The 16374-nt window shown below is 42.7% G+C and carries 13 protein-coding genes; 2 read left to right on the top strand and 11 right to left on the bottom strand.

Features of this window, described 5'->3' with window-relative positions:
• Nucleotides 1-51: 51 nt before the first annotated feature.
• From mraY to rlmB, 11 genes are all read right to left on the bottom strand, one after another.
• On the bottom strand, nt 52-1161 hold the full coding sequence (mraY, locus tag A7456_RS00245) for a phospho-N-acetylmuramoyl-pentapeptide-transferase (protein ID WP_067006321.1): 1110 nt from the start codon (nt 1159-1161) through the stop codon (nt 52-54).
• Nucleotides 1162-1164: 3 nt separating this feature from the next.
• The gene (locus A7456_RS00240) at nt 1165-2649 is read right to left on the bottom strand and encodes a UDP-N-acetylmuramoyl-tripeptide--D-alanyl-D-alanine ligase (protein ID WP_067006318.1); all 1485 of its coding nucleotides are present in this window, start codon (nt 2647-2649) and stop codon (nt 1165-1167) included.
• Nucleotides 2621-3874: a DNA cytosine methyltransferase gene (locus A7456_RS00235; protein WP_067006315.1), complete on the bottom strand. Its 1254-nt coding sequence runs from the start codon at nt 3872-3874 to the stop codon at nt 2621-2623. Before A7456_RS00235 ends, A7456_RS00240 begins: the two co-directional genes overlap by 29 nt.
• A gap of 1 nt (nt 3875) precedes the next feature.
• Nucleotides 3876-4943, bottom strand: a complete 1068-nt coding sequence (locus A7456_RS00230; protein ID WP_067006312.1) for a DNA cytosine methyltransferase — start codon at nt 4941-4943, stop codon at nt 3876-3878.
• Nucleotides 4936-5976, bottom strand: coding sequence for a restriction endonuclease PLD domain-containing protein (locus A7456_RS00225; RefSeq protein ID WP_067006308.1), 1041 nt, complete (start codon nt 5974-5976; stop codon nt 4936-4938). The genes A7456_RS00230 and A7456_RS00225 overlap by 8 nt, the downstream gene beginning before the upstream one ends.
• Nucleotides 5963-7489: a UDP-N-acetylmuramoyl-L-alanyl-D-glutamate--2,6-diaminopimelate ligase gene (locus A7456_RS00220; RefSeq protein ID WP_067006306.1), complete on the bottom strand. Its 1527-nt coding sequence runs from the start codon at nt 7487-7489 to the stop codon at nt 5963-5965. Before A7456_RS00220 ends, A7456_RS00225 begins: the two co-directional genes overlap by 14 nt.
• Before the next feature lie 35 nt (nt 7490-7524).
• Nucleotides 7525-9564 carry a peptidoglycan D,D-transpeptidase FtsI family protein gene (locus A7456_RS00215; protein ID WP_227713261.1) on the bottom strand — a complete coding sequence of 680 codons (2040 nt, stop codon included), beginning with the start codon at nt 9562-9564 and terminating at the stop codon, nt 7525-7527.
• The gene (gene ftsL / locus A7456_RS00210; RefSeq protein ID WP_067006303.1) at nt 9557-9928 is read right to left on the bottom strand and encodes a cell division protein FtsL; all 372 of its coding nucleotides are present in this window, start codon (nt 9926-9928) and stop codon (nt 9557-9559) included. Before ftsL ends, A7456_RS00215 begins: the two co-directional genes overlap by 8 nt.
• Before the next feature lie 87 nt (nt 9929-10015).
• Nucleotides 10016-11032: a 16S rRNA (cytosine(1402)-N(4))-methyltransferase RsmH gene (rsmH, locus tag A7456_RS00205; RefSeq protein WP_067006300.1), complete on the bottom strand. Its 1017-nt coding sequence runs from the start codon at nt 11030-11032 to the stop codon at nt 10016-10018.
• A 165-nt stretch (nt 11033-11197) separates the two neighbouring features.
• Nucleotides 11198-12046 carry an FKBP-type peptidyl-prolyl cis-trans isomerase gene (locus tag A7456_RS00200; RefSeq protein ID WP_197940261.1) on the bottom strand — a complete coding sequence of 283 codons (849 nt, stop codon included), beginning with the start codon at nt 12044-12046 and terminating at the stop codon, nt 11198-11200.
• A 293-nt stretch (nt 12047-12339) separates the two neighbouring features.
• Nucleotides 12340-13197 carry a 23S rRNA (guanosine(2251)-2'-O)-methyltransferase RlmB gene (rlmB, locus tag A7456_RS00195; protein ID WP_082995357.1) on the bottom strand — a complete coding sequence of 286 codons (858 nt, stop codon included), beginning with the start codon at nt 13195-13197 and terminating at the stop codon, nt 12340-12342.
• Between the two features lie 174 nt (nt 13198-13371).
• Between rlmB and grpE the strand changes: the two genes are divergently transcribed.
• Together grpE and dnaK are read left to right on the top strand one after the other, a co-directional pair.
• On the top strand, nt 13372-13926 hold the full coding sequence (gene grpE / locus A7456_RS00190; RefSeq protein ID WP_082995356.1) for a nucleotide exchange factor GrpE: 555 nt from the start codon (nt 13372-13374) through the stop codon (nt 13924-13926).
• 298 nt (nt 13927-14224) lie between these two features.
• Nucleotides 14225-16147 (top strand): molecular chaperone DnaK, encoded by a 1923-nt coding sequence (gene dnaK / locus A7456_RS00185; protein ID WP_067006297.1) that lies wholly within the window; start codon nt 14225-14227, stop codon nt 16145-16147.
• Nucleotides 16148-16374 lie beyond the last annotated feature (227 nt).

The following is a 16374-nucleotide window of genomic DNA, read 5'->3' as shown; positions in this document are numbered from 1 at the left end:
CACAACCCATAAAAAACCCCGCATATTGGCAGGGTTTTTCTTTCATCGCTCTTATCTTAATTTTAATGTCATGAGTGCCAACACCACAAGGATGATACACACAATCCAAAAACGTATCACAACTTTGGTTTCTTTTAGTCCCATCTCCTCAAAATGATGATGCAAAGGTGCCATAAGAAAAACCCGTTTTTTACGCAGTTTGTATGAACCAACCTGAATAATAACCGACAATGCCTCCACAACAAAAATACCGCCCATCAAGATAAAGGCAATCTCTTGACGTGTCATCACCGCAATCGTGCCAAGCATACCGCCTAAGCTCAACGCCCCAACATCACCCATAAAAACATCAGCAGGGGCAGCATTGTACCACAAAAATCCCAAACATGCCCCAACCATAGACGCACACACCACGACCACCTCGCTGTTGTAGGCAATATGTGGCACAGACAGATAATTTGCCCACTCTGCATGACCTGACACATAGGCAAATACCCCAAGCCCTGCCGACACCAAAACCACAGGCAAAGCGACCAGTCCATCTAAACCGTCTGTTAAATTGACCGCATTGGAGGTGCCATTAATGGTAAAATAGGTAAGCGTGATAAAGCCCAACCCAAAAGGAATGGCAGATAACGGGGCGACCCAATTTTTAAAGACAGGCATGAGCAAATCCTGCATGGCGTGCATGGTGATGGGATTTTGTTGCAAAGAGATATAATACAGCGAACCACCAGCGAGCAAAGCCCCAACCGATAACCAAAAATACTTCTTTTTGGCAACCAGACCTTGGGGATTTTTATGCTTAATTTTTAGCCAATCATCACACCAGCCAACCGCCCCAAAAATGACCATCACCGCCATCAAAATCCACACATAAGGGTTGGTCAGATTTGCCCAAAGCAGCGTGGAGACCCCAATGGCAAATAAAATCAGCACACCGCCCATCGTAGGCGTGCCTTGCTTAACAAGGTGCGTTTTTGGACCGTCGGTACGTACTGCTTGACCGTATTTGAGATTCCTAAGATAGGTAATGACAGGCTTACCTGCCATCAGCACCATCATCATACTCGTCATGACCGCAAGCAAACTTCTTAGCCCCAAAGATGCAATGGTCTGACTCCTTAAAATGTCAAAATAATCAATGAGCCAATATAACATCGTTTACTCGCTTACAGGTTGGGTTAAATCGTGGATTAGGGTTTCCATGGTGGCACTTCTTGACCCTTTAAACAAAATGACAGAAGGCTCATTTAATAAGGTTTTTAATTTTTCTAATAAATCCGCTTTATTGGCAAAATGTTCGCTGTTACCACGAATGTTGTTTAGACTCTCGGTGCAATGCTTCATGAGCGTGCCAACTGTCAAAATATAATCAATATCAAGCATGGCAAGGGTTTGCCCAAGTTTGGCGTGTTCAGATACCGCCTCATCACCAAGCTCACCAATATCACCCAACACCAGTATTTTTTGTCCGCTTTGATTGGCAAGTACCTTGCCTGCCATATGGATAGAGCCAGAATTGGCATTATAAGTATCATCTATTAAAATATGCTCCCCAAAGCTAAGGCGGGTCAGTCGTCCCTTGGGTGGGGTGGCATGCTGTAAACCTGATTTTATCTTATCAAGTGGCACGCCCAGTGCGATGGCGATGGCGGTGCTGGCTAGGGCATTTACCACATTATGTTCGCCCACAAAGGGCAAATGGACATCGGTGCTGTCAAGCTCATCTATTGCCAAATTGACCGTCAGCTCAAAATCGCTATACGTGCTGGCACAGTTCACATCATCAGAAAAAACATCACCCATAATCAGCACACTATCAAGGGTGGATAATTCATCCATCTCAGCTTGGGATAGTTTGCTAAAATCCAACGCCTTATCGGGGCATTCGGCTCGCTCACCAAAACTTATATACCGCTGGGTAAATTTGGCACTCTCATTTTTTAAAAAGTCAAAGAACTCATCACCAAAGGGTAACACTGCCACGCCATCTGCTGTCAATGCTGAAAAAATCTCCGCCTTAGCATGGGCAATGTTTTGACGACCACCAAACTCGCCCAAATGTGCCGTACCAATATTTAGCACGCACGCCACATCAGGCGATACCAACCCTGCGGTATAAGCAATCTCCCCCACATGATTTGCCCCAAGCTCTATGACGGCAAATTCGTGTTCATCGGTAAGTTCTAATAGCATCATCGGCACGCCCAAATCGTTGTTTAGGTTGCCATAAGTGGTCAAAGTAGGGGCAAACTGCCCAAAAATCGCCCCAAGCATCTCTTTGGTGGTGGTCTTACCAGACGAACCTGTCAGGGCAACCACGGTAAGATTGGGGTGAGCATCACGGCGGTATTTGCCAAGTTGTCCTAATGCCAAACGAGTATCATCAACAACAATCTGAGCAAAATCACCCACAGCACGGCTCGTTATGGCAAGGCTTGCCCCTTTATCAAAAGCGGTGGCGACATAGTCATGACCGTCAAAATTGTTACCCTTTAACGCCAAAAACACATCGCCCTGCCCAATCTTGCGAGTGTCGGTGATGATTTTAATGCTTTGGGTAAAGTCATTGGCGTTGTGCCATGTGGGATTTAGGCTGGCTAATGCCTGTGTTAAATTATCGGTTTGCCAAATATATGGGGTCATGGGGTTCTCTGTTTATTTGTTTTAAAAAAATATCCAATGCAAAAGCTAACTTTTCTGAAAAGAGCGGAGGAACTGCATTGCCAATCATTTTATAATTTGCACCCGCTGATGAAATAAATTCATAGTCATCATCAAAAGTCTGCAATCTTGCCGACTCCCTTACTGTGATAGACCTAGCTTGCTTTGAATCATAATGAATATGTCTTAATCCATCCTTATGCAAATGGGCTGGGATAGTATTACTAGGTTCTTCCCTTCTTAAGACGTAATACTTATGAACAGATGATTTTTTTCCTGTTTTTTGAGTGTACAGCTCTTTGATTTTTTCTATAGAAACATATTCAAACCTAGCCATTTCAATATCTTCCGCCAATAATCTAAAAGTATCAATATCGTTCATATTATGAAATCTTGGCGAGTGATTTTTTATGAAATCATAATCAGGTTGAGTATGAGAAAATTTTTTACCTTGCAATTTATATTCTAATGTTGGATATAATTTTGGCAAATCCCCAATTGCTTGTTCAACAGTTTTGGTTCTTTCATGGTATTTTGGCAAAATATTTGTATAAAAGTCTTGCAGAACCAATTCTGAATTTTCAGACAAATCTTTGCGAAGTCCTATAATAATAACACGAGTACGTTTTTGCGGAATGCCAAACCTTGTTAAATCTTGCAAAGCAAACTTTTTTAAGTCTGAAACAATTGCATAGCCATTTTTATCAAAGTCTTCCCTTATTAAGTCTATGACTAATCTATCCTTCGGTCTTGCCGATAACATACCTACAACATTCTCAAAAACGAAGCATTTTGGTTTATAATGATTAACCACTTTAACATAACTTTCAAAAAGATAGTTTCGGTAATCATCTTTCATGCCATTTCTATCTTGTACCCTGCCTGCAATAGAATACGCTTGACATGGTGGACCACCAATAATTACATCTATATTTTTATCAGCCACAATAGCATCTAAACCCTGATTTGTACCATATTCTTTATCATCTTTCCAGCCACTTAATAATTCATCAGTACGTTGAATATCAAAACGCAATACTTTTTTATAGGCATCTTTTTCTTGCCATTTTTGAGACAATCTATGAATTAAATTTTCAACAGGCTCTTTCTCCCATTCCACTGCTGAGATAAAATTAAAATTATGGTGTTTATGAAAACCTTCTGACAGTCCACCACAACCTGCAAATAAATCAATAAAATTATACATGTTATTCATCTTGTAGGTATTTTGATAAGTTTAAAGCTAAATGATAACCCAATAATGGTGGAACAGCATTGCCCACCTGTCTATATTGTTGAGTTTTATTCCCCAAAAACTCAAAATCATCAGGAAAACTTTGCAATCTAGCATTTTCTCTAACTGTTGGGACTCTATTCCATTTGTAATGAAAATGATTACGATGCCCTGTATCAATTGTTTTTGAAGGCTTTTGACTATGGTAGCGAGTCCACGCCTCGTTAAATTTACGGCTATCACCCACACCCTTGGGCAAGTCTTTATGGTTGCCACCTTCAGGAACTTGAGCAATAACAGATTTAACCATTTCTGTATGCACAGTTCCCGTATGATTTAACAAATCAGTTGCATTTTTACGCATTTGTTTTTGATAATCTGAAATTGGAGGCGATAAGTATTCTGATTGATTGCCACCAATGTCGTATTCTAAACTTGGCAAATCCCCAATTGCTTGTTCACAAGTTACATAATTTTCTGGCGTAAAAATCGGTTTCGGAAAATCAAATTTTTTGCCATTTTTTAAACCTACAAAAAATATTCTCTTCCTAATTTGTGGGACACCATAATCAGGAGCATATAAAACCTGATAGTTTATCGTGTAACCTAAATCACCAAATTCTTTTAAGATTGCTTCTTTTGCTTTACCATTGTAGAGAGTTGCAAGACCGGGCACATTTTCTAAAATAAAAGCTTTTGGTTGAAATTTTTCTACCGCCCTTACCATGCTATAGAATAAAGTATTTCTTTCGTCATTCTCTTGTCGCTTTCCTGTTAATGAAAAACCTTGACATGGTGGACCGCCAATAATAACATCTACGGTCTGGTTATTTAACAACTCTACCATTTCGTCCAATGTTTCAGGTTTAAATAAATCCCCCTTAAAAGCAATGGCACCTTCGTGATTATGCTCAAATGTTTTTAATGCCATTTCATCAAAATCTATACCCATTAACACATTAAAATCAGCATCAATAAAGCCTTTGGAAAGACCACCACAGCCTGAAAACATATCAATTACATTGAATCTTTTTTTATTCATTATTTATACTCTCATTAGATTGACTGTTGCTAGGAACAGAAAAATCTAGATAATAAACACCTTCTGATTGCAAACTGATACTCACATCTGTTCTACCATAATTTTCCAAATCTTGTCGAGTGATTCTATGGGTTGAAGACACACCAAGTCTTTCTCTTAGATATAATCCCAACTCGGCTTTATTATGACTAGAACATACTGCTTTGGGATAGAGCATACCATTATAATGAATATTTTGCTCCAACAATCCCGCCATAATCGTACCATCATCCCAAATCAATTCAACTTCATCGTTTTGACGCTGTTGTTTTCCTTTGGTACCATCTAGTTTAATTTTTTGGGTGCCTAATTTCGGTGGGAATAAATTTGGGAAGTTTTTAACATCCTCCACTGTTATTCTAATCTCAGCATCACCTATACAGGTATGTGAAGTTCCATCAACCTGTGTTGAATTACACCCCCAATTTAAACCGCTATTGGGTGGCACTTCACCTTTATATTTACCCTTTTTAGATAAAAAAGTTAGTCTACATTCTATCGCTTGTGGGGCGTTTTGACTACTTTCATGAGCAAGCACCTTAACTTTAACTTCATCGGAATTACAAGGGATAGAATTTCTGAGAATCAAAGCAAAGTAATTATTTAATTGGTCAAAAATTAAATTATCCACCTCCACCAATACTTCTCTATTAGGCGTTGCCAATCCATTGCGAGAAAAATTAGCCGAACCAACCAAAGCATCAATCACGCAACCATTTTTTCTCCATAAATAACACTTTGCATGAACACCAGTCTTAGAATAATGTAAATTTGTATTTGTAGAGCCTTGTTGGATTTCATTTAACACCCTATTAAGGCAATAGCCAATACTATCAGAGCCATACATGCCATAAATAACTTGGCAATTTATGGGTAAATCTTTTAATTTTTTAAAAGGTTGTGGTCCTATATATCCCGTGATAACTAAAAATTCATCGGCATTATTCTCTAAATGACGATTAAACACAATGTTTTCTAAATTATTGGTAAACATAAAAAAACCTCCTTTTTAACAGCAACTCTCTCGCCACCGCCACATCATCAAAATCATGCCGTACGCCTTGTATTTCTTGATAAGTCTCATGCCCCTTACCTGCTATCACGACAATGTCCTGCTCACCTGCTTCTTTTATGGCAAGTTTGATGGCACATTTGCGGTCAGGCTCTATCACAGTGCGATAATGGTCATCGCAGCTCATGCCAACTTGCATGTCGGATAATATGGCGTTGGGATTTTCACCTCTGGGGTTATCGGAGGTTAAGATGACTTTATCCGCCAAAGCCAGAGCCGCTTGTGCCATGAGTGGACGTTTGCCCTTGTCTCTGTCGCCCCCACAACCAAAGACAGCGATGAGTTTGGCTGCACAGTGGGGTCTTAGACTCGTCAAAACTTGGGTCAAAGCATCAGGGGTATGAGCATAGTCCACAATAAACAAACCACGCTCAGATGGCACTTGTTCCATACGCCCCCTTGCTCCTTTTAAGTATTTGATATTATTGCTAATATCATCAAAACTTACGCCCATGGCAAGACTTGCTCCAATGCTTGCCAACAGGTTTTCCACGTTAAATAAGCCTAATAACGGGCTTTTTACCATCATCTCACCTTGTGGGGTTTGAATGACCAATTCTACCCCATTTAGACTTGGACTGATTTGTTTGGCAAAAAATTCCGCCTTAGGATTTTTGGTGCTGTATGTCCAAATATTAAGCTCCGACTGTTTGGCTTGGCGAATAAAAATTTCACCAAATTCATCGTCCAGATTGATAACAGCATGGCTAAGCGTGGGAAATAACGCCTTGTCAAAGAGCCGTGCCTTTGCCGCTGCATAGCCATCCATATTATCATGATAATCCAAATGGTCTCGGGATAAGTTAGAATACACCGCCACCGTTATCGGTACGCCTTGCAAGCGATGTTGATGAAGTCCGTGCGAACTTGCCTCCAAAGCAATGCACTCTACGCTAGCTTTGGCATAATCATAAAGGGCATGTTGCAAGCTAACCACCTCTGGTGTGGTGTGCGTACTTGGGGTTAGATTTGGCAAAATGCCGTTACCTGCCGTTCCCATGACAGCGGTTGTATGATTGGCAAGCGATAAAAGTTGGGCGACAAGCTGGCTGATGGTTGTTTTGCCATTGGTGCCTGTAACCGCCACAACTTTTGGTAAAGCGGTTGCGTTTGTTTTTTGTAAATATGCCCTGACCAAATCACCCAGCACAAGACGTAAATTTGGCACATGCACCACAGGCATTTTTGTATCATCCATGCCCATATCAGATGCACTTATCTCAGACAACACCGCTTGGCTGTTTATATCATCAATATAGCTTTTTGCCCTAAACTTAATGTCAGGATTGACTGATAACAGTACAAAAATCTCACCATGGACAACCTTACAGCTGTCCGACACAAAGCCTGTTATTGGCAAATCCTTGATGCGTATCCAATCATCATGGCGGATATGGGATTTTAAAATATCAGCAAAATCATCAAACGTGGTCATAAATATTCTTCTTAACAATGAGGTGGTAACACGATTTATTGGTGTAAATCCAGTGGTTTATCAAATGGCACGCTATAAATCCTAAGCGTCTCTTTCATCACCTTGGCAAACACAGGAGCGACCGTTTGTCCAGCATATTTGCCCTGTCTTGGATCTTCCACCAAAACCACCACCACAAAACGAGGGTCAGTTGCAGGGGCAAATCCTGCAAAGATGTTGCGAAATTGGTCGGTATAATAGCCACCTTTGGGGTTGGAGCGACGTGATGTGCCTGTTTTGCCTGCCACATAATAACCATCAATGGCAGCGGCTTGACCTGTACCACCTTTTTCGGTTACGCTAATCATCATGTTCGTGATATCTTTGGCATGTTGCTCGCTGATGACCTGTTTGGGGTCAGGGACAGATTCTTCTTTGATAAGTCTTAGGTGATTCATCCTACCCCCATTGGCAAGTGTTGCATACGCCCCTGCAATCTGAGCCAACGTCACCGACTGCCCATAGCCATATGCCAACGTAGCACGGCGACTGATGTCTTTGGCGGTTGGGGTTTTTAACACACCTGCCGACTCAGCGGGTAAATCCAAAGTGGTTTTTTGCCCAAAACCAAATTTTCTTTGCATGTTCACAATGGCATCAGGTTCTAAATCCAAAGCGATTTTGGCAGATGCCACATTGGATGACTTTTGGATGAGTTTACCCATGGTAATCACCCCATAGCGACCACCATCACGAATGAGATGTCTACCAAGTCTCATATTGCCTGCCCCTGTATCAATGAGCGTTTGGGTATTATAACGACCTGATTCTAAGGCGGCAGCTACCGTCAAAGGTTTGACCACCGACCCGGGTTCAAAGGTATCTAACACAGGGCGGTTACGTTCACTTGCCCCATGTCTTTTTGACAAATCATTGGGGTTAAAGGATGGCCACGATGCCATGGCAAGTACATTACCTGTCTGCACATCCACAATCATGCCTGAGCTTGACCGAGCTGATTGTACACGTCCAAGCTCCTCTAACTCTTTGTATAAAATATACTGCAAACGTGAATCTATGGTCAAATGAATGTCCTGCCCTGGCATCACCGCAGAGATTTCTTTGATGTCGCCGATACTGCCCTGCACCGCTCTTAGGCTTAGCACTTGACCATCCTTGCCTGTCAGCTTCTTATCATATTTGGCTTCTATGCCAGTTCGCCCCCCATAAATGGATGAGTCATCTTGAGAATAACCCATATAACCCAATATCTGTGCCATCGGTTCAGGTTGTAGGTAGTAGCGTTTGTCGCTTGTCTCTTTAAAGACACCCTTAAAGTTCAACACAAGAATTCGCCCAGCCACCTCAGGGGAAACCCGACTTAGTAGCACCAAACGCTTAGAACCTGTTCCTGATGGTAGGGCTTGTTTGATGGCGTCTGGGTCATCCAAATCTACCGCTCCATCCAAATCTACCGCCTGCTCTAATGTTTGACGTGAGACACCACTGGCAACTGCCAGCGTTTCTAAGTTCATTTTGTCAAGTTGTTGTAAGAGGTTTTGGCGACGCTGTTGGTTTTTGGTGTTTTTGATTTTCTTTTGCAAATCATAATAGGCCAAAGCATAATCATAAGGACTAAAAATCACCGTGGTCAAAGGAGCATTGGCAGCAAGTGGTGCATCATTGGTGTCGTAGATATTGCCACGATGGGCGGTGATGGTTCGCTTGGTGGTGATGAGCTTGTCACCTTGATTGATATAATAATCAGCATTGGCGATTTGAAGCCAATAGGCACGAGCAAAAAGTGCCAAAAAGCACACTGCCATGACCCCCCAAATTATCCTGTAACGCCCCACATCTTGAAGCCCACCCAGCAGTGAGACACCTGAGCTTTTTTTACGTTTGCGTACTTTTTGTAGGGGGCTTTGGTCTAATCTTTGGGTGTCAAAGGTGCGTTTGGTTACATGGCTTTTATCCAGTTTCTTGCCCAAATTGCCTATTTTGCTCAGTTTCTCGCCAATATCACTCTTAGGGGGCATGTCTGCCTTTTGTTTTAGATTTTTTGACCGATTTGGGGTTTGATCATGTTTACTCATAAGACACCCCTGTATTGTTTGGGTTGCCAAATTCATCCAACTGCTTTTGATTGATGTGTTCTTTTTTGGTTGGGTAATACATACCAAGCTCGCCCACTGCTCGCCTTGCTACCTGTGGGGTTGCACTAAATGTTTGCTGCTCAATCAGCAGGCGACTTTGTTCAACTTGCATCTTTGCCAACTGCTGTCTTAGATGGGTGAGCTCTTGATAAGTCTGATGGCGTTTTTGGGTTTGTAGAGCAATCATCACACCTGTGATAAGAATCCCAAGCAGTAGCCCAACGACAATCAGTCGATACAAACCCACCAAACTCATCTCTTGGGAGATGTATTCATGTAAATCGCTGTCAGTAATTGGGTTCATGGGCGTTGTGATTTATTTATGGTTTTGATTTATTTATGGTTTTGATTTATTTATGGTTTTGATTTATTTATGGTTTTGACGATAAATTTAATGGGACAAGCCATCATGATTGTGATGGGTCAAACCATCCAACTTTACCACCCCACTTCGCCTTGCCCCACGCAAATACGCACTTCTGGCTCGTGGATTGGCACGCACCTCGCTGTCGCTTGGGGCGATGCGGTAGGGCTTACCAAAGTATTTGGGGCGTTTTGGTGCTAAGGGTAATTTATCATCGCCATCATGTCGCCCTTTGCTGTGGTTGTTTAAAAATTGCTTGATAATGCGGTCTTCTAAGGAATGAAAACTAATCACAGCAAGCTGTCCGTCTGATTTTAGGGCGGTTAAGGTCTGATTTAAAAAATCTTTGACATCGGCAAGCTCATTATTGATAAATATACGCATGGCTTGAAAACTTTGTGTGGCAGGGTGTTTGCCCTTTTGCCAAGCAGGGTGAGCCTGTTTGATGACCCAAGCAAGCTCTAAGGTAGACGTGTAACACTCCATGCCCTTGATGGCACGGGCAATTCTACGGCTATGACGCTCCTCACCATATTCATACAGCACATTTGCCAATGTCTCTTCATCCACGATGGCAAGCCACTGCCCCACACTTTGTCCACAGGTGGTATCCATTCGCATGTCCACCACCCCATCTTTTATAAAACTAAATCCCCGAGCACCGTCATCAAGCTGTGGGCTGGATACACCCAAATCCGCCATGATGCCATCCACTTGACTGATGCCAAGTTTTGCTAGGTTTTCATTGAGTCTGGCAAAACTGTCATGTATCACCACCACACGACCATCATCTTTTGCAAGCTCATTTGCCACTGCAATCGCCTGTGGGTCTTTGTCAAAGACAATTAGCGTACTGTCGGCAGATAAATGGTCAAGCAACAGACGGCTATGCCCTCCACGCCCAAAGGTTGCATCCACATAAACCCCTGCCTGTGGCGATATATCTGACAAATCAGACACGCCAAGCACGCCCGCCACCGTCTCATGTAATAAAACGCTCTTATGGGATGGGCTGCTCATGTGATTGGTGGTGATTGCGGTCATGATAACTGTCTTAATTCGCTTAACTTATTTGACAAAATGAATGTAATATCAGTTCAAAAAACAGCTTAATGTCAGTGTTGATAAAAGTGTCAATTTTGATAAAAATAAACCAAGTTCGTCAGACACACTTGGTTTATTGAGGGTCAACGTCACCCATAATGATGATTATTGGTTAGTCGCTGGCTGTGTTGTTTGGGTTTCTATTTGTTTCATCATCTCTGCCATTTGGGCTTCTGTGGCAGCATGGGTATCAGCGACGGCCTTTTTGGCATCAGCTTCATCAAGCAGCTCTACGGTAAAAATCAATGCACTGTTAGGCTCAATCACAGGCGGTGCTCCTGTCTCACCATAACCTAACTCTGACGGCATGTAGAATTCATACTTACTACCAGCAGGCATGAGTTGAACACCCTCGGTAAAGCCTGGAATCATATGAGCTAGGTCAAATTGGGCAGGCTCACCACGCTCATAAGAGCTGTCAAAGACCTTACCATCAATGGTTTTACCCTCATAGTGTGCCACGACCACATCGGTTGGCTTGGGCTTGGTGCCTGTGCCTTGGGTAATGACTTTATATTGTAGTCCTGATGGGGTGGTTTTTACGTCCTCTTTGGCTTTGTTCTCTGCTAAGAATTTCGCCCCTGCTTCTTTGTTGGTGGCTGCTTTGGTTTCTAACTCCTTGGTCGCCTCTGTCTCTTTGCGTTTTTGGTATTCTTCAAAGATGGCACGAGCTTGCTCATCGGTAAATTTACTCTCTTTGCCCTCAAAGCCCTCGGAGATGGCCGCTGCGATGATTTTTGGATTAATATCACCGTCCATCTCTTTTAGGTTTTTGCCAGCGTCATGACCTAAGATATAGCTAATTTTATCCATCTCAGAGCTTTGTTCGCTGATGTTTGTGTTATTGGCGGACTTGGCAGGCTTGGCTACACTGTTGTCTTTGTTACAACCTGACAAAGCAAGCATGGATGCCATTAGGGCGGTCATCAAAAAAGTGGTGCGTGTGGTTTTCATTGTGCGTCTCTTACTTTGAAAAAATACTTAAAAATGCTTAAAAAAATGCCAAACGCCACGGACAAAATTGTCAAATGGGCATGCTAAATCATCTAACACTCAAAATCACTTGGCGAAAAAATACAGCATATCATACCAAAAAAACACAAAAATCGCCATGATGATTGTAAAAAAATTTTAATGATATAAAACGCTTAGGTATGATTGTTGTTACTTTATCTGTCTTTTATCAAAAGCGGTGAATCATGGTGCAATTTGATGATTTATTTTTATCTTGCAAATGTTTGCAAATACTAACGAGCTCTAAACACCTCCCACAGTACCATGCCCGTTGCCACACTCACATTCAGACTTTGGGGGCGGTTGGGATTGTCTGTCATGGGAACATACACAAGCGTATCGCACAGCTCGCCTGTCAGTCGTCTCATGCCATCTGCTTCTGACCCCATGACAATGGCGATTTTTGTGCCAAAATCACACATCTGTAAAGGCGTGGCAGTCTCATCAAGAGCCGTCCCAAACACAAACACCCCTGCTGTTTTTAGCTTTTGCAAGCACCGTGCCAAATTGGTAACAGCAACCACAGGCACACTCTCCGCCCCACCAACAGACACCTTGGCAACCGTTGGCGTCAGCCCCACACTTTGATGACGTGGCACGATAACCGCCGACACACCAAAGGCAGCCGCTGTACGCAGACATGCCCCAAAATTATGAGGATCACTGATTTGGTCTAACACCAAAAAAACCGCATCATCTTGCTGTGCCAACCCATCAAGTTCGCTTTCGTCCAACATGGGGCAAGAGCGAGCAGCTAATACCACGCCTTGATGTTGGGGACTGCCACACAGTTCGGTGAGTGTGTCTTTTTGGGCGGTCTGTACCGACACCCCAAACGATGTGGCAAGAGCGACAATCTCATCATGGTTGTCATTGTGATGATGGTCACGGTTTTGGATAAATAAAGCCTTAGCATCCATTGGGCGAGTGTTTAAAATTGCCTTGATGGCATGAATTCCATAAAAATGGGGAATGCTGGGTTTTTTGGATTTTTGGTTTTTTTGAAAGACTTTTTTTGGGTTTTTGTTCAAAGATTTTTGGGCAGATTTTTGGGCAAAGGGTTTTTGGGTGGTCAGTTTTTGGGTGGTCATGGGGTTTTCCAAAATAAGCAATGGACTAACGATGGATTGATGGCGATTATCTATTATAACAAACCATTATAACAAAATTTTTGCCCATCTGATATTATCAGCTGACACATCACTTGAAATTTTGCCCCACAACCTTTATCAATAAGATAAATTTTATCCCACTTGGAGAGCACCATGAGTGAACAAGAACCAACCTTAAACGAACAAGAGCCAACTGTAAATGCAAATGAGCAGGCCCAAGAGCCAAATCAAGAGCCAAACGAAACCGATGAGCTTACCAAATTGATTGCAACCATAGAGGCTCTTGAGGCAGAAGTCAAAGAAGCCAAAGAAGCACAGGCTCGTGCCAATGCTGATTCCTACAACGCCCAACGCCGTATGGAGCAAGAAACCGAAAAGGCAAAAAAATTCGCCCTACAAAAGTTCGCCAAAGAGCTGCTTGATGTGGTGGATAACTTAGAGCGTGGTTTAGAGGCGAGCGAAAAAGCAGGGGTGAACGAAGCCACACTTGAAGGATTACGCCTTACCCATAAATCACTACTGACCGTCCTAGAACGCAATGGCGTGGTAGCAGTGGGTGAGATTGGTGATACTTTTGACCCCAACATTCATGAAGCAGTGGGCATTTTCCCTAATGCAGACAAAGACATCATTGGGCAAGTATTGCAAAAAGGCTACACACTAAATGAACGCCCACTACGTCCTGCGATGGTATTGGTGGGTGCTTAATCTTACTGGCATTGTATTGTGCTGGCTCACTGGTGGTGCTTTATACAACTTATACAGCCGTGTTGCCCGCTGGTATTAAATGCTTATCCTGATTGCCAAAAATGCCTGCCTTTTATGGATTTTGTTTTAAATTTCAATGGTTTAAAATTTTTTTTACAAAGATTTCTTACAAAAAGTTTTTTAAAAATTTGTCAAATTTTCTCTTGAAAATCCAAATTTGACACAAATATAACAGACAAGTTTGGCAAAACTGTTTTATAAATTTGCCAAAATTCACTTAACAAATCGGAGAAAAATTATGGGTAAAGTTATCGGTATTGACTTAGGTACAACCAACTCATGTGTGGCAATCCTAGAAAATGGCAACGTCAAAGTCATTGAAAACAGTGAGGGTGCCAGAACCACACCTTCTATCGTGGCATTCAAAGACGGTGAGACCTTGGTTGGTCAATCTGCCAAACGTCAAGCGGTTACCAATCCACAAAACACCCTATTTGCCGTCAAACGTCTTATCGGTCGTCGTTATGATGAGCAAGCGGTTCAAAAAGACATTGGTCTTGTACCATACAAAATCGTCAAAGCAGACAATGGCGACGCGTGGGTTGAGGTGAATGGCAAAAAACAAGCACCGCCACAAATCTCTGCCGAAGTTTTGAAAAAAATGAAAAAGACCGCCGAAGATTATCTTGGCGAAACTGTTACCGAAGCGGTCGTTACCGTGCCTGCTTACTTTAATGATGCCCAGCGTCAAGCAACCAAAGATGCAGGACGCATTGCAGGACTTGATGTAAAACGCATCATCAACGAACCTACCGCTGCTGCCCTTGCTTTTGGTCTTGACAAAAAAGAAGGGGATCGCACCATTGCTGTATATGACTTAGGCGGTGGTACGTTTGATGTGTCCATCATTGAGATTGCAGATGTGGACGGCGAACAGCAATTTGAGGTACTCTCTACCAACGGTGATACGTTCCTAGGCGGTGAAGACTTTGACATTGCTCTGATTGACCATCTTGCAGATGAGTTCAAAAAAGAGCAAAACGTCAACCTAAAAGGCGACCCGCTTGCCATGCAACGCCTAAAAGAAGCTGCCGAAAAAGCCAAAATTGAACTGTCAAGCTCAACCTCTACCGAGGTGAATTTGCCATATATTACCGCAGATGCCACAGGTCCTAAGCACTTGGTGGTAACAATCAGCCGAGCCAAATTGGAGGCTTTGACCGAAGAGCTGGTAGCTCGTACCATCGCCCCCTGCAAAACCGCCCTAGAAGATGCAGGTCTGTCAGCAAGTGATATTGATGATGTGATTTTGGTTGGTGGTCAAAGCCGTATGCCATTGGTACAACAAAAGGTACAAGAGTTCTTTGGCAAAGAGCCAAGAAAAGATGTCAACCCTGACGAAGCGGTGGCAATCGGTGCCGCCATTCAAGGTGCGGTACTCTCTGGCGACAAAAAAGATGTATTGCTACTTGATGTAACCCCACTGACGCTGGGCATTGAGACCATGGGTGGTGTGATGACGGCCATCATTGAGAAAAATACGATGATTCCCACCAAAAAATCACAAGTATTTTCAACCGCCGCCGACAATCAACCTGCTGTAAGCATTCAGGTGTATCAAGGTGAGCGTAAAATTGCAAGCCAAAACAAACTGCTCGGTAACTTTGACCTAACCGACATTCCGCCTGCCCCTCGTGGCGTGCCACAGATTGAAGTTACCTTTGACATTAACGCAGATGGTATCATGAACATCTCTGCTAAGGATAAGGGTACGGGTAAATCACAATCCATCCAAATCAAAGCCGACAGTGGTCTTACGGATGAAGAGATTGAACAAATGGTGCGTGATGCCGAGGCCAATGCCGAAGCGGATAAGAAATTTGCCGAACTTGCCAACGTACGCAACGAAGCAGATGGACGTATCGCAGGGGTACAAAAAGCCCTAAAAGAAAATGGCGATAAAGCAACCGATGAAGAAAAACAAGCGGTAGAGACTGCCATTGGTGAGCTAGAACTTGCAACCAAAGAAGATGATGTGGATGCAATCAAAGCCAAACTAGAAGCTCTTGATAACGCATTCTTGCCAATCGGTACCAAAATTTATAGCACTGACCAAGGCGGTGCAGATGCAGGTCAAGCTCCAAAGCAAGACCAAACCAAACCTGCCGATGATGGCGTGGTGGATGCTGAGTTTACCGAAGTCAAAGACGATAAACAGTAATTTTTGATGGGTTACCATTGGTCAATCTCATCAATTGCAAATCTTAGATAATGTTTGACATCATCAGATAAAAGATTAGATTGTTGCCAGTGGTTTAACAAAACGGTTTAACAAAACTTAATTGGACTAAGTTTCTGCACTTAACAGAAACTTAGTCCTTTTAGTTTGCCCTTAACATTTTTTATATAAATCTACAACTTAATACACAGGTTTAGGGCAACTTTGCA

It is taken from the genome of Moraxella nonliquefaciens (genome assembly GCF_001679005.1).
In the GTDB taxonomy this organism is placed as follows: Bacteria; Pseudomonadota; Gammaproteobacteria; order Pseudomonadales; family Moraxellaceae; genus Moraxella; species Moraxella nonliquefaciens.
Note: the sequence above shows the minus strand (reverse complement) of the source record. Positions and strands in the feature narration are given on the sequence as shown.

Coding starts and splice junctions, on each gene's coding strand:
- mraY (WP_067006321.1), bottom strand. CDS start 1,161: ATGTTATATTGGCTCATTGATTATTTTGACATTTTAAGGAGTCAGACC.
- A7456_RS00240 (WP_067006318.1), bottom strand. CDS start 2,649: ATGACCCCATATATTTGGCAAACCGATAATTTAACACAGGCATTAGCC.
- A7456_RS00235 (WP_067006315.1), bottom strand. CDS start 3,874: ATGTATAATTTTATTGATTTATTTGCAGGTTGTGGTGGACTGTCAGAA.
- A7456_RS00230 (WP_067006312.1), bottom strand. CDS start 4,943: ATGAATAAAAAAAGATTCAATGTAATTGATATGTTTTCAGGCTGTGGT.
- A7456_RS00225 (WP_067006308.1), bottom strand. CDS start 5,976: ATGTTTACCAATAATTTAGAAAACATTGTGTTTAATCGTCATTTAGAG.
- A7456_RS00220 (WP_067006306.1), bottom strand. CDS start 7,489: ATGACCACGTTTGATGATTTTGCTGATATTTTAAAATCCCATATCCGC.
- A7456_RS00215 (WP_227713261.1), bottom strand. CDS start 9,564: ATGAGTAAACATGATCAAACCCCAAATCGGTCAAAAAATCTAAAACAA.
- ftsL (WP_067006303.1), bottom strand. CDS start 9,928: ATGAACCCAATTACTGACAGCGATTTACATGAATACATCTCCCAAGAG.
- rsmH (WP_067006300.1), bottom strand. CDS start 11,032: ATGACCGCAATCACCACCAATCACATGAGCAGCCCATCCCATAAGAGC.
- A7456_RS00200 (WP_197940261.1), bottom strand. CDS start 12,046: ATGAAAACCACACGCACCACTTTTTTGATGACCGCCCTAATGGCATCC.
- rlmB (WP_082995357.1), bottom strand. CDS start 13,197: ATGACCACCCAAAAACTGACCACCCAAAAACCCTTTGCCCAAAAATCT.
- grpE (WP_082995356.1), top strand. CDS start 13,372: ATGAGTGAACAAGAACCAACCTTAAACGAACAAGAGCCAACTGTAAAT.
- dnaK (WP_067006297.1), top strand. CDS start 14,225: ATGGGTAAAGTTATCGGTATTGACTTAGGTACAACCAACTCATGTGTG.